The following is a 13,341-nucleotide window of genomic DNA, read 5'->3' on the forward strand; positions in this document are numbered from 1 at the left end:
CATCAGGAAACGATGACCGACAACACCCCCAGAATGCCGGTCGCGACGCGGCTGAGGAATAATTTTCTCGCAGGGCTGATCATCTGCGCGCCGATCGCGATCACCATCTGGCTGACCTGGACTTTCATCCACTGGTCGGACAGCTGGGTCCGGCCCTATATTCCGGCGCGCTGGAATCCGGAAAGCTATCTCAATTTCGCCATTCCCGGCTTCGGTCTGCTGATCGCCATCGTGCTGATCACCGTCGTCGGCTTTCTCGGCAAGAACCTCATCGGCCAGAGCATCGTCCGTTTCGGCGAATCGATCGTTCAGCGCATGCCGCTGGTGCGCACGATCTACAGAAGCGTGAAACAGATTTTCGAAACCGTGCTGAAGGAACAAGCGAACTCCTTCAAGAAGGTCGGCCTCATCGAATATCCGGGTCCCGGCCTCTGGGCACTGATCTTCATCGCCACCGACGCCAAGGGCGAAATCGCTTCGAAGTTCAATGCCATGGGCCAGGACATGGTCGCCGTCTTCCTGCCGCCGACGCCGGTGCCGACAGCCGGCTTCCTCATCTTCGTACCGCGCGAGAAGATCGTCATGCTCGATATGTCGCCGGAAGACGCCGCCAAGTTCCTGATTTCAGGCGGGCTCGTGGCGCCAGAACACAAGCCGGCTGATCCGAAGCAGAAGCATTTGCCGCGGCCGAAGCCGGTCGCGGTTTCCAAGGCTGAATGATGCATGTCGCCCAAGAGTGTTCAGCGGTTTTGGGGTAACGACATGCATAGAACAATGACTTAAAGCGCGCCGCAGCGCGCTTTATCCAGCTCTAAGAAAACGGATCGCCTCGTCGCGGCGGAAGAGATAGAGCAGGGTGCGGATCGCCGCTCCCCTTTCGGTGGTCAGCTCCGGATCCCGCTCGATGAGGTAAGCGGCATCCTTGCGGGCGATCTCCAGCAGGTCGGCATGTGCTTCGAGGCTGGCGATGCGGAATCCCGGCGTGCCGGATTGCCGTGTGCCGAGCAATTCGCCTTCGCCGCGCAGCTTCAGATCCTCCTCGGCAATGCGAAAACCGTCCTCCGTCTCCCGCATGATCGAAAGCCTGGCATGGCCGGTCTCGCCGAGTGGTCCCTTGTAGAGCAGGATGCATGTCGAGGCCTCGTCTCCGCGCCCGACGCGGCCGCGCAGCTGATGCAATTGCGCCAGGCCGAAGCGTTCGGCATGTTCGATCACCATGATCGTCGCATCCGGCACGTCGACACCGACCTCGACGACGGTGGTGGCGACGAGCAGCCGGGTCTCGCCGTTCTTGAACGCCATCATCGCCGCGTCCTTCTCCGGCCCGCTCATGCGACCGTGGATGAGGCCGATGCCCGGACCAAGTGCTGAGACCAGCGTCGCATGCCGCTCTTCGGCCGACATCAGGTCGAGCTCCTCGGACTCCTCCACCAGCGGGCAGATCCAGTAGGCCTTCTTGCCCTCAGTGATCGCGCTTTGCAGCCGGCCGACGATTTCGCCGGTCCGTTCCATCGGCACGGTGATCGTCTGGATCGGCTTGCGGCCGGCCGGTTTTTCGGTGAGCTTGGAGACGTCCATATCGCCGAAGGCGGCGAGCACCAGCGTGCGCGGGATCGGCGTCGCCGTCATGACCAGCATATGCGGCGAGAGGCCCTTGGCGGTCAGCCGCAGCCGCTGATGCACGCCGAAACGGTGCTGCTCGTCGACGACGGCAAGCATCAGATTGGCGTAGGCGACGCTGTCCTGAAACAGCGCATGCGTGCCGATGACGATCTGGGCGGCACCCGAGGCGATTCGCTCCAGGATTTCTTCCCGTTCGCGTCCCTTGGTGCGCCCGGTCAGCACCTCGATGCCGAGCCCGGCAGAGGCGGCGAATTTCGATATCGTTGCGTGGTGCTGCCGCGCCAGGATTTCCGTCGGCGCCATCAGCACGGCCTGGCCGCCGCTCTCGATCACCGCCGCCATCGCCATCAGCGCCACCAGCGTCTTGCCGGAACCGACATCGCCCTGCAGCAGCCGCAGCATGCGCTCGTTGCCGGCCATATCCTTCAAAACCTCGGCGATCGCCTCGTTCTGGCTTGATGTCAGCGAGAAGGGCAACGCCTTCAGGATCTTGCTGCTGATGGCGCCGGTCGCAGTGACCGGCTGGCCCGCCACCTTGCGCAGCCTCTGCCGCACCAGGCTCAGCGACAGCTGGCCGGCGAGGAATTCGTCATAGGCAAGCCGCCGCCGGGCAGGGGCCTGCGGGTCGATATCCCCAGGGTCGTGCGGCTCGTGCAGCATGTGGAAACTGTCGCGGATCGATGGCAGGCCCTCTCGCTGCGTCAGTGCCAGATCATCCCATTCCGGCAGCTCGGGAAACCGCGGCAGGCCGGCGTCGATGATCTTGCGCAGCGTCTTCGGCGAGAGCCCCGCCGTCAGCGGATAGATCGGCTCGACCAGCGGCAGGCTCTCCGTCTCGTCGGCCCTGACGATATAATCGGGATGCACCATCGAGGCGCGGCCGTTGAACCAGTCGATCTTGCCGCTGACCGTCACCTCCGCGTCAACAGGCAGCTGCTTCTCCAGCCATGCCGCCTGTCCGCGGAAGAACACCAGCGTCAGTTCGCCCGTCTCGTCATGCAGGAAGACGCGGTAGGGGATATTGCTTTTGCCGCCCGGCGGCACCTGGTGGCGGTCGACGCGCGCCGTGATCGTCACGATTGCGCCCTGCGGCGCGCGGGCGATGCCTGGCTGGTTGCGCCGGTCGATCAGCGAGAAGGGCGCGTGGAAGAGCAGGTCTATGACCCGGCAATCCTCCAGCGACTCGCGCCCGAGCAGCTTGACCAGCAGGTCGGCGATCTTCGGGCCGACGCCCGGAAGGCCCGAAATAGGGGAAAACAGAGGATCGAGAATGGCGGGGCGCATGCGGCCAAAATGCGATAAACAATGCGGCCTTGGCAAGGCTGACAAGCCGCTTTCCAGGGTCTATAGAGGCGCATCAACAGGAAGGTATGCCATGACAGGTGTCACGCTCACCAGTGCCGGTCTCGACCCGCGCCGCCGCCGGATCCTTTTCCGCTGCTGGCATCGCGGCATCCGCGAAATGGATCTGGTCTTCGGCCAGTTCGCCGAAGCCGAGGTTGCCAGACTGTCGGAAGCCGAACTCGACGAGTTCGAGACGATCATGGCGGAAGAGGACAATGATCTCGTCCGCTGGATCATGGGAACATGGCCGGTGCCTGAGCGTTTCCAGACACCGATGTTTGCCCGCATTGCCGCCTATAAGCCCGATTTTGACAAGCCCCTCAGGACGCCGGAATGATCCCTGGTTTCGATGCGAAGAAGCTTGCGGCCATTGCCGAGCCGCTGACGATCGGCAATGTGCCGGCAGGTCTTGAAACGCTGCTGCTCGCCGAGCTCGCCCGAACGGGAGAGCCGGTCGCCTATGTCATGTCCGACGGCCACCGCATGGCCGATCTGGAGCAAATGCTGAGCTTCGTCGCCCCCGACATTCCGGTTCTCACCCTGCCGGCCTGGGACTGTCTGCCCTATGACCGCGTCTCGCCGAGCGCCGACACCTCGGCCCGCCGGCTGGCTGCGCTCGGTGGCCTCATCGCCCATCGCAAGAAGCCGCATGCGGCAATCGTGCTCGTCACCGCCAATGCCATGCTGCAGAAGGTGGCGCCGCAGGATGTCATCGAAAGCCTGAGCTTTTCGGCCCGTCCCGGCAACCAGCTGCGCATGGACGATCTCGCCGGCCGCCTGGAGCGCAATGGCTTCGAGCGGGTCGCCACCGTTCGCGAAGTCGGCGAATATGCGGTGCGCGGCGGCATTCTCGATGTCTTCGTGCCGGGTTCCGAAGAGCCGGTCCGCCTCGATTTCTTCGGCGATACGCTGGAGAGCATCCGCTCCTTCGATCCGGCCAGCCAGCGCACGATCGGGCAGGTGCGTGCCCTCGATCTCAATCCGATGAGCGAGGTGACGCTGACGCCCGATACGATCAGCCGTTTCCGCAAGAATTACCTCTCCGCTTTCGGCGCGACCACACGCGACGACGCGCTCTATCTTGCCGTCTCCGAAGGCCGCCGTTACCCCGGCATGGAGCACTGGCTGCCGCTCTTCTACGAGAAGCTCGATACCGTCTTCGATTATTTGAGCGGCTTCCGGATCGTCATCGACCATACGGTGCGTGAAGCAGCCGAAGAGCGCTCCAAGCTCGTTTTCGATTATTACGACGCCCGCCTGAACTCCGGCCAGCCGTCCAAGGGGATGACGCAGGGCACGCCTTACAAGCCGGTGACGCCGGGCCAGCTCTATCTCGACAGCAAGCTTTTCGTCAAAACCCTCGATGCGCTCGGCGCGATCCGCATCAGCCCCTTCAACGAGCATGAGGGCGAGGCGCGGCGGGTCGTCAATGTCGACGCCCGCCAGGGCCAGCGCTGGGCCCGCTCGAACGCCGAAGGCGGCGGCGATGCCGAACGCATCAACATCTTCGACGTCGTCGTCAAGCATATCGCCGACCGCCGCGCCGCCGGCGCGAAAGTGCTCGTCACCGCCTGGACCGAAGGCTCGCTGGAACGCCTGCTGCAGGTGCTGAACGAGCACGGCCTCGAAAAGGTCAAGCCGATCGAGGCGCTGAAGGATGTCGGCTCGCTGGCGAGAGGCGAGGCGGCCGCTGCCGTGCTCAGCCTCGAAGCCGGCTTCGAGGCCGGCGATCTCGTCGTCATCGGCGAGCAGGATATCCTCGGCGACCGTATGGTGCGCCGCTCCAAGCGCCGCAAGCGCGCCGCCGATTTCATTTCGGAGGTCGCGGGCCTCGACGAGGGCTCGATCGTCGTCCACGCCGAACACGGCATCGGCCGCTTCATCGGGCTGAGGACCATCGAGGCCGCAGGCGCGCCGCATGCCTGCCTCGAACTGCAATATGCCGACGAGGCCAAGCTCTTCCTGCCGGTCGAAAACATCGATCTTCTCTCGCGCTACGGCGGCGAGGGCACCGAAGCCCAGCTCGACAAGCTCGGTGGCGGCGCCTGGCAGATGCGCAAGGCCAAGCTCAAGAAGCGCCTGCTCGACATGGCCGATGCGCTGATCCGCATCGCCGCCGAGCGCCTGACGCGCCACGCGCCGATGCTGACGACGCCGGAAGGCCTTTACGACGAATTCGCTGCCCGCTTCCCCTATGACGAGACCGAGGACCAGGAAAACGCCATCGAAGCCGTGCGCTCCGATCTCGGTGCCGGCCGGCCGATGGATCGCCTCGTCTGTGGCGACGTCGGCTTCGGCAAGACCGAAGTGGCGCTGCGCGCTGCCTTCGTCGCGGCGATGAACGGCGCCCAGGTCGCCGTCGTCGTGCCGACGACACTGCTTTCCCGCCAGCATTTCAAGACCTTCTCCGACCGTTTCCGTGGTCTGCCGGTGCGCATCCAGCAGGCCTCGCGCCTCGTCGGCGCCAAGGAACTGGCGCTGACCAAGAAGGAAGTGGCGGAAGGCAAGACCGATATCGTCGTCGGCACCCATGCGCTGCTCGGCGCCGGCATCAAATTCGCCAATCTCGGTCTGCTCGTCATCGACGAGGAACAGCATTTCGGCGTCAAGCACAAGGAGAGGCTGAAGGAGCTGAAAAGCGACGTGCACGTGCTGACGCTGTCGGCAACGCCGATCCCGCGCACCCTGCAGCTCGCCATGACCGGTGTGCGCGAATTGTCGCTGATCACCACCCCGCCGGTCGACCGCATGGCGGTGCGCACCTTCATTTCGCCTTTTGACAGCCTGGTCATCCGCGAGACGCTGATGCGCGAGCATTATCGCGGCGGCCAAAGCTTCTATGTCTGCCCAAGGCTTGCCGATCTCGAGGACGTGCATGCCTTCCTGCAGTCGGATTTGCCGGAGCTGAAGGTCGCCGTCGCCCATGGCCAGATGCCGGCCGGCGAACTCGAAGACATCATGAACGCTTTCTACGAAGGCCGTTACGACGTGCTGTTGTCGACCACCATCGTCGAATCCGGCCTCGACGTACCCACCGCCAATACGCTGATCGTCCACCGCGCCGACATGTTCGGCCTTGCCCAGCTCTATCAGCTGCGCGGCCGCGTCGGCCGCTCGAAGGTGCGCGCTTTTGCGCTCTTCACCCTGCCTGTTAATAAGGTGCTGACGGCCACCGCCGAACGCCGCCTCAAGGTGCTGCAGTCGCTGGATACGCTCGGTGCCGGCTTCCAGTTGGCAAGCCACGATCTCGATATCCGCGGCGCCGGCAATCTGCTCGGCGAGGAGCAGTCCGGCCATATCAAGGAGGTCGGCTTCGAGCTTTACCAGCAGATGCTGGAAGAGGCGGTCGCCGAGGTCAAGGGTGTCGACGAGATCCACGATACCGGCTGGTCACCGCAGATCTCCGTCGGCACGACGGTGATGATCCCGGAAGGCTACGTGCCTGATCTGCACCTGCGCATGGCGCTCTACCGCCGTCTCGGCGAAATCACCGAACTCAAGGAGATCGACGGCTTCGGCGCCGAGATGATCGACCGCTTCGGCCCGATGCCGATCGAAGTCCAGCACCTGCTGAAGATCGTCTACATCAAGTCGCTCTGCCGCACCGCCAATGTCGAAAAGCTCGATGCCGGCCCGAAGGGCGTCGTCGTGCAGTTCCGCAACAAGGAATTCCCCAACCCGGCAAACCTCGTCGGTTATATCGGCAAGCAGGGCACGATGGCGAAGATCCGCCCCGACCACAGCCTGTTCCTGACCCGCGACCTGCCGACGCCGGAAAAACGCCTGCAGGGCGCTGCCGTCATCATGACGCAGCTGGCTGAATTTGCGAAATAGAGCAATTCCAGCAAAACTGTACCTCGGTTTTGCATCCGGAATTGTGTGGAAAAAGGAGACAAGGATGGCGAAATACGGCGCAACGATCGCCTGGCAGCGGAGCGGCGAGACCTTCACCGACAACCGCTACAGCCGCGTCCACCGCTGGACCTTCGACGGCGGCACCGAGGTGAGGGCATCTTCCTCCTCGCATGTCGTTCCGCTGCCCTATTCCGCCGAAGATGCCGTCGATCCGGAGGAAGCTTTCGTCGCCTCGCTCTCCAGCTGCCACATGCTCTGGTTCCTGTCGATCGCCGCCAAACAGCGCTTTTGCGTCGACAGCTACACCGATGCCGCCGAGGGCATCATGGAGAAGAATGCCGAAGGCCGCCTTGCCATGACCGTCGTGACCCTCCGTCCGCATGTCGTCTTCAGCGGCGAAAAGCAGCCCTCGCTGAGCGAGCTGGAAGCTCTACACGATCGCGCTCACGGCGAATGCTTCATTGCAAATTCGGTGAAGACCGATGTGCGCTGCGTTCCGGTTCTGGGCTGAACCTGGAGCCGGCAGCGTTAGTTCATGCCTGATCGCGCCTCGGCCTTCGCCTTGGCGATGTCGCGCAGCGCGTTCGCCAACACGTCGGGCGTCTGTGCGCCGCTGACGGCATATTGCTGGTCGAAGATGAAGAAGGGCACGCCGTTGACGCCCATCTCCTGGGCCGCCTTGATTTCGGCGACGATCAGATCGCGGTCGGCATCGGAGGCAAGCAGCGAGGCGATGACCGAGCGGTCTAGGCCTGATTTTTCGGCGATATCGAGCAGCACCGCATGGTCGCCGACATTGTGGCCTTCCTCGAAATTCGCCTTGAACAGCGCGGCAACGACCTTGTCCTGCTTCTCGCGGCCTTCGATCATCGCCCAGTGGACCAACCGATGTGCGTCGAGCGTGTTCGGGCCGATCTTGATCGCCTCGAAATTGAAGGAGACGCCGACCTCGCGGCCGTAATCGGTGAGCATCTTGTGCGCCTGGGCCACACGCTCCTCGCCGCCGAGCTTTTCCGCCAGCGCCTTCTTCTGGTCGACGCCTTCCTTTGGGTAGTCGGGATTGAGCTGGTACGGCCGCCAGTTGATGTCGACGCCGATTTGGTCCTGAACTTCGGCGATGGCGAGCTCCAGGCGCGCCTTGCCGAGATAGCACCAGGGGCAGACGACATCCGAGACGACGTCGATGGTGATACGCTCCATAATAATCTTCCTTATTCTCATGCATCTCCGCACGGCGACATTTCGGCCGGCAGCGGTTCGGTTGCTTCCTATTGCGCGCTCACGTCCCACCATACCGGCAGCTGGTAGCCGTAGAGCGGCACCGTGTCGGGATGGCCGATGCGCTTGCTGCGCGCCACCCATTGTTGGTCCATATGATAGAGCGGCAGCACGTAATGGCCGGAAAGCAGCAGCCGGTCGTAGGAGCGCACCGCCGCGGTGAAATCCTCGGCGGAGCGCGCCCCGAGCAGATGGTCGATCAGCGTGTCGAGATCGGGATCGTTGGCGCCTGCAAAGCTGTCCGTCCCCTCCTGCGTGCGCACAGCCGAAGACCAGCGGCCGAGCTGTTCGGTTCCAGGCGAGAGCGAAGACGTGTAGGACTTGAGGATCATGTCGTAATCGAAGCTGTTCGTCCGGCTCTGATACTGCGAATCGTCGACCGTACGGATCGCGGCGGCGATGCCGATCGTCTGCAGCGAACGCTGGTAGGCGACGGCGAGTTTCTCCTGGTCGGCATTCTGCGTCATGATCTCGAAGGCGAGCTGGCGGCCGGAGGCGTCAAGCATCTTGCCGCCTTGGATCGTATAGCCGCCCTGCTTCAACAGCGCGACGGCCTGTTTCAGTACATTGCGGTCGCGGCCGGAGCCGTCGGTGACGGGCAGCTTGTAGGTGCCGTCGAGAATCTCTGGCGCGATCTTGTCCTTGATCGGCCCGAGCTGGGCAAGTTCCCTCGCATCGGCCGGAACGCCAAAGCTCGACAGCTCGGAATTCTGCCAGAAGCTCTGCGTACGCTTGTAGGCTCCGGAATAGAGGTTCTTGTTCGCCCATTCAAAATCGAACACCAGCGACAGGCCCTCGCGCACCTTGAGATCGGCAAAGATCGGCCGGCGCGTGTTGAACACGAAGCCGAGCATGCCGCTCGGCAGTTTAGGCGTGAACGCATCCTTGATTGCAGCCCCCGAGGTGACGGCGGGGAAATCATAGGCATTGGCCCAATGGCCGGGATTGCCGTCAGGGTAGGTGTCGACGTCGCCTTTCTTGAAGGCCTCGAACAGCGTCGTGTCCTGCAGGAAATACTGGACGGTGATCTGGTCGTAATTGTCCGTGCCGACCTTGGCGGGAATGTCCTTGCCCCAGTAATTCGGGTCGCGCTCATAGGTGATGCTCTCGCCGGGCTTCACCGTCTTTACCTTATAGGGGCCAGAGCCGACCGGCGGCGTCAGCGCTGTGCGGTCGAAGGTTTCGGGATCGACCGCATGTTTGGGCAGCACCGGGAAAAGGCCGAAGATCAAAGGCGTCTCACGGTTAGCTTTGTCGGTGAAGGTCAAGCGCACGCTACGCTCGCCGACCCTTTCCACCTTGGCGACGAATTTCTTCAGGGGGGTTGCGTAGCGCGGGAGGCCTTTGTCGCGCATCAGCTCGAAGGTGAACATCACGTCTTCGGGCGTCACCGGCTGGCCGTCGTCCCATTTCGCCTTCGGATTGAGATTGAACTGGATGAAGCTCCTGTTGTCGTCCCATTCGACCGTCTCGGCAAGCAGGCCGTAAAGCGTGAAGGGTTCGTCCCTGGAGCGCTGCATCAGCGATTCGTAGACGAGATTGCCATATTCCGGATCCCACATGCCGCGCGCCGTCGTGCGCATGCTCTTCAGGATGAACGGGTTGAGACTGTCGAAGGTGCCGACGACGCCGTAAGTGATCTTGCCGCCCTTTTTCACGTCGGGGTTGACGTAAGGGAAGTGTTTGTAGTCGGCCGGCAAGGCCGGCTCGCCGTGCATCGCGATGCCGTGCAGCGGCTCGGCAGCGACAGTGCCGCACAGCAGCGAGAGGACGAGAGGGACGACAATCCGGAGCATTCGGCAATCCTTGATCCGTGAAAACGGGGCATGATTCACCGCGGAGATTATCATGGGGTCGATCGATTCCAACACTGAGCGGCGATTTCTTTGGCATCGCGACGAAATGCACCTCAAATTGCCAAAGAAATGCTGGATATCTTGAACGCTGCGATGTAACAGGTGAACCCGAAGTTTAGGGGTCATGCATTTGCCTTATTTTTTTAAGAGGTGGAGTGCCGAACGACCCGATGGTTGGGGCGGCAAACCGCTGCTCCGAACGGATATCAGGAGACGGAATTCGTTATGATGTTCAAGTCTGAAAAGAAAATGCGGGCAGCACTGTCCGTTCTGGCAGTGGTGTTCGGCGCTTCGGCTCCGGTCTCCTCCTTCGCACAGGATGCGGCGGCACAGGCTCCGGCCGATGCCCCGGCACAGGCCGCAGGAGCGCCGAAGCTCGGCTGGTACAAGACCTGCAGCAAGCAGGAAGACAACGACATCTGTGTTGTCCAGAACCTGATCCTCGCCAATGGCGGCCAGCTTGTTACAGCAGTCGGCCTGATCTCGGTTTCCGGCAAGATCAACCGCAAGCTCTTGCAGGTCTCGGTTCCCACGGCACGCCTGGTTCCTCCCGGCGTCATCATGCAGATCGACGGCGGCAAGGGCCAGAAGCTCGACTACGCCGTCTGCCTGCCGGACAAGTGCACAGCCGAAATTCCGCTGACCGACGCGATGATCGCCAGCCTCAAGAAGGGCAGCGACGTGATCTTCACTTCAATCAACTTCCGCCGCGCCCCGAACCCGATCAAGATTTCGCTTGAAGGCTTCACCGGCGCTTATGACGGCGAACCGGTTTCCGAATCCAAGCTCGCTGAAAGCCAGCGCAGCCTGCAGGACAGCATGCAGAAGAAGGCCGAAGAAGCCCGCAAGAAGCTTGAAGATGCCCAGAAGGCAGCCAAGGCGCAGTAATCCTGCCGCTTTCTTTGAAACAGAGACCCGGCTTCGCGCCGGGTTTTTTGTTGCGCAATGAAAAGGCCTCGCCGGGAGAAGCGAGGCCTTGATTTAACGATCGGCACGAGTGAGTTAGTGGGCGAAGCTCATCTTGGGTTTGAACTGCCCTGACGGGGCCTGATCGAAGATCTGGTAGATCTGTGGGTTGCGAAGCGGCGTGCCGCTTTCGTCGTTCATCAGGTTCTGTTCGGAGACGTAAGCGACATATTCGCTCTCGTCATTCTCGGCAAGCAGGTGATAGAAGGGCTGGTCCCTGCTCGGGCGCACCTCGGCCGGAATGGAATTCCACCATTCCTCCGTATTCGCGAACTCCGGATCAACGTCAAAGATGACGCCGCGAAACGGAAAAACCTTGTGCCGAACCACTTCGCCGATGCTGAACTTTGCTACTCTTTCTTTCATGGTACGACTTCCTTTCATCACCAAATTTGGTGATTGGCGCCGCGCAAATCAAGATTTTGCACGCCGTTCGTCACATGAACGTCATATCCTCGCCATTTGCCGTTCGTGACCTGGGAGGCGAAAGCCCCGGCGGGCCGGGACTTTCTGTGTTCAGGGCCCGATCAGGCCGAATAGTACATGTCGTATTCGACCGGATGCGGCGTCATTTCGAAACGCATCACCTCAGCCATCTTCAACTCGATGAAGGCATCGATCTGGTCGTCGTCGAAGACGCCGCCGGCCGTCAGGAACTTGCGATCCTTGTCGAGACTTTCGAGTGCTTCGCGCAAGCTGCCGCAGACGGTCGGGATCTTCTTCAGTTCCTTCGGCGGCAGGTCGTAGAGATCCTTGTCCATGGCCTTGCCCGGATGGATCTTGTTCTTGATGCCGTCGAGGCCGGCCATCAGCATGGCGGCAAAGGCGAGATAGGGGTTGGCGGTCGGATCCGGGAAGCGGACTTCGACGCGCTTTGCCTTCGGGTTGGTGCCGAACGGAATGCGGCAGGAAGCCGAGCGGTTGCGGGCCGAATAGGCCAGCAGTACCGGTGCTTCATAACCCGGGACCAGACGCTTGTAGGAATTCGTCGACGGATTGGTGAAGGCGTTGATCGCCTTGGCGTGCTTGATGATGCCGCCGATATAGAACAGGCAGCTCTCGGAAAGGCCGGCATATTCGTCGCCGGCAAAGGTCGGCTTGCCGCCCTTCCAGATCGACTGGTGCACATGCATGCCCGAGCCGTTGTCGCCGAAGATCGGCTTCGGCATGAAGGTCGCTGTCTTGCCATAGGCGTTGGCCACCTGGTGCACGACGTATTTGTAGATCTGCATCTTGTCGGCGTTGCGCACCAGCGTATCGAACTTGATGCCGAGTTCGTGCTGGGCAGCAGCCACTTCGTGGTGATGCTTTTCGACGACGACGCCCATTTCGGAGAGCACCGTCAGCATTTCAGAACGCATGTCCTGGGCGCTGTCGACGGGGGGAACCGGGAAGTAGCCGCCCTTGACGCGCGGACGGTGGCCGAGGTTGCCGGTCTCGTAGTCGGTGTCGTCGTTCGACGGCAATTCGGTGGAATCGAGCTTGAAGCCGGTGTTATAAGGATCGGCCTTGTACTTGACGTCGTCGAAGACGAAGAATTCGGCTTCCGGGCCGACGAAGATGGTATCGCCGATGCCTGATGCCTTGAGATAGGCTTCGGCCTTCTTGGCGGTGCCGCGCGGATCGCGGTTATAGGCCTCGCCGGAGACCGGATCGAGGATGTCGCAGACGATGACCATGGTCGACTGGGCGAAGAACGGGTCCATATGCACCGTTTCGGTGTCGGGCATCAGCACCATGTCGGACTCGTTGATGGCCTTCCAGCCGCCGATCGAGGAGCCGTCGAACATCACGCCGTCAGCGAACATGTCTTCGTCGACGCAGACGACGTCCATCGTCACATGCTGTAGCTTGCCCTTCGGGTCGGTGAAACGCAGATCGACGAACTTTACGTCGTTCTCCTTGATCTGCTTCAGAATTTCGCTTGCGGTCGCCATTAATGAGTTTCCTCCGATTTGCGATGACGGTGTAGGTCGGCGATGACGGTAACGGACTTTGCGCGATTGGCAAAGTGGTCAGATGGCATCGATGCCGGTCTCGCCGGTGCGGATGCGGATAACCTCTTCGATGTTGGAGACGAAGATCTTTCCGTCGCCGATGCGGCCGGTCTGCGCCGCCTTGCGGATCGCATCGATGACGGCCTCCGCGTTCTCGTCGGCCAGTACGACCTCGACTTTAACCTTCGGCAGGAAATCGACGACGTATTCAGCTCCGCGGTAGAGTTCCGTGTGGCCCTTCTGACGGCCGAAACCCTTGGCTTCCGTGACCGTGATACCCTGCAGGCCAACTTCCTGAAGGGCTTCCTTCACTTCGTCCAGCTTGAAAGGCTTAATGATCGCTTCGATCTTTTTCATGAGAAAATGTCTCTCCGCTTCTCTTGTTATGGCAGGAATTTTCCCGCTCGCCGGATATGATGCAG

General features: G+C 61.7%; 11 protein-coding genes. 5 read left to right on the top strand and 6 right to left on the bottom strand.

The annotated features are described in order from the left end of the window. Nucleotides 1–12 precede the first annotated feature (12 nt). Nucleotides 13–720 carry a DUF502 domain-containing protein gene (locus AC2444_RS09730; RefSeq protein ID WP_012757426.1) on the top strand — a complete coding sequence of 236 codons (708 nt, stop codon included), beginning with the start codon at nucleotides 13–15 and terminating at the stop codon, nucleotides 718–720. An 81-nt stretch (nucleotides 721–801) separates the two neighbouring features. Here the strand turns inward: AC2444_RS09730 and recG are convergent, their stop codons facing one another. Next, nucleotides 802–2,907: an ATP-dependent DNA helicase RecG gene (gene recG, locus AC2444_RS09735; protein WP_012757427.1), complete on the bottom strand. Its 2,106-nt coding sequence runs from the start codon at nucleotides 2,905–2,907 to the stop codon at nucleotides 802–804. A 91-nt stretch (nucleotides 2,908–2,998) separates the two neighbouring features. Here recG and AC2444_RS09740 point away from each other — a divergent pair, with 91 nt between their 5' ends. The 3 genes from AC2444_RS09740 to AC2444_RS09750 all read left to right on the top strand — a co-directional run bounded on the left by AC2444_RS09740 (nucleotide 2,999) and on the right by AC2444_RS09750 (nucleotide 7,333). Further along, nucleotides 2,999–3,304 carry an FAD assembly factor SdhE gene (locus AC2444_RS09740; protein ID WP_012757428.1) on the top strand — a complete coding sequence of 102 codons (306 nt, stop codon included), beginning with the start codon at nucleotides 2,999–3,001 and terminating at the stop codon, nucleotides 3,302–3,304. Next, nucleotides 3,301–6,801 carry a transcription-repair coupling factor gene (gene mfd / locus AC2444_RS09745; protein ID WP_012757429.1) on the top strand — a complete coding sequence of 1,167 codons (3,501 nt, stop codon included), beginning with the start codon at nucleotides 3,301–3,303 and terminating at the stop codon, nucleotides 6,799–6,801. The genes AC2444_RS09740 and mfd overlap by 4 nt, the downstream gene beginning before the upstream one ends. 64 nt (nucleotides 6,802–6,865) lie before the next feature. Continuing rightward, nucleotides 6,866–7,333, top strand: a complete 468-nt coding sequence (locus AC2444_RS09750; RefSeq protein WP_012757430.1) for an OsmC family protein — start codon at nucleotides 6,866–6,868, stop codon at nucleotides 7,331–7,333. A 17-nt stretch (nucleotides 7,334–7,350) separates the two neighbouring features. Here the strand turns inward: AC2444_RS09750 and AC2444_RS09755 are convergent, their stop codons facing one another. Both AC2444_RS09755 and AC2444_RS09760 read right to left on the bottom strand, forming a co-directional pair. Beyond that, entirely contained in the window at nucleotides 7,351–8,022 is a 672-nt protein-coding gene (locus tag AC2444_RS09755; protein WP_012757431.1) for a DsbA family oxidoreductase, read from the bottom strand. Between the two features lie 68 nt (nucleotides 8,023–8,090). Then, nucleotides 8,091–9,896, bottom strand: coding sequence for an extracellular solute-binding protein (locus AC2444_RS09760; RefSeq protein ID WP_012757432.1), 1,806 nt, complete (start codon nucleotides 9,894–9,896; stop codon nucleotides 8,091–8,093). A gap of 285 nt (nucleotides 9,897–10,181) precedes the next feature. On the opposite strand from AC2444_RS09760, the gene AC2444_RS09765 reads away from it, so the two are divergent. Next, complete coding sequence (locus AC2444_RS09765; protein ID WP_017994059.1) at nucleotides 10,182–10,844, top strand: invasion associated locus B family protein; 663 nt, start codon at nucleotides 10,182–10,184, stop codon at nucleotides 10,842–10,844. A 114-nt stretch (nucleotides 10,845–10,958) separates the two neighbouring features. Here AC2444_RS09765 and hspQ read toward each other — a convergent pair whose 3' ends face one another. From hspQ to AC2444_RS09780, 3 genes are all read right to left on the bottom strand, one after another. After that, nucleotides 10,959–11,288 (bottom strand): heat shock protein HspQ, encoded by a 330-nt coding sequence (hspQ, locus tag AC2444_RS09770; protein WP_003539613.1) that lies wholly within the window; start codon nucleotides 11,286–11,288, stop codon nucleotides 10,959–10,961. A gap of 161 nt (nucleotides 11,289–11,449) precedes the next feature. Then, nucleotides 11,450–12,859 (bottom strand): type I glutamate--ammonia ligase, encoded by a 1,410-nt coding sequence (gene glnA / locus AC2444_RS09775; protein ID WP_012757434.1) that lies wholly within the window; start codon nucleotides 12,857–12,859, stop codon nucleotides 11,450–11,452. 78 nt (nucleotides 12,860–12,937) lie between these two features. Continuing rightward, the gene (locus AC2444_RS09780) at nucleotides 12,938–13,276 is read right to left on the bottom strand and encodes a P-II family nitrogen regulator (RefSeq protein WP_003579240.1); all 339 of its coding nucleotides are present in this window, start codon (nucleotides 13,274–13,276) and stop codon (nucleotides 12,938–12,940) included. Nucleotides 13,277–13,341: the final 65 nt, after the last annotated feature.

This window comes from Rhizobium sp. WSM1328 (genome assembly GCF_057653715.1).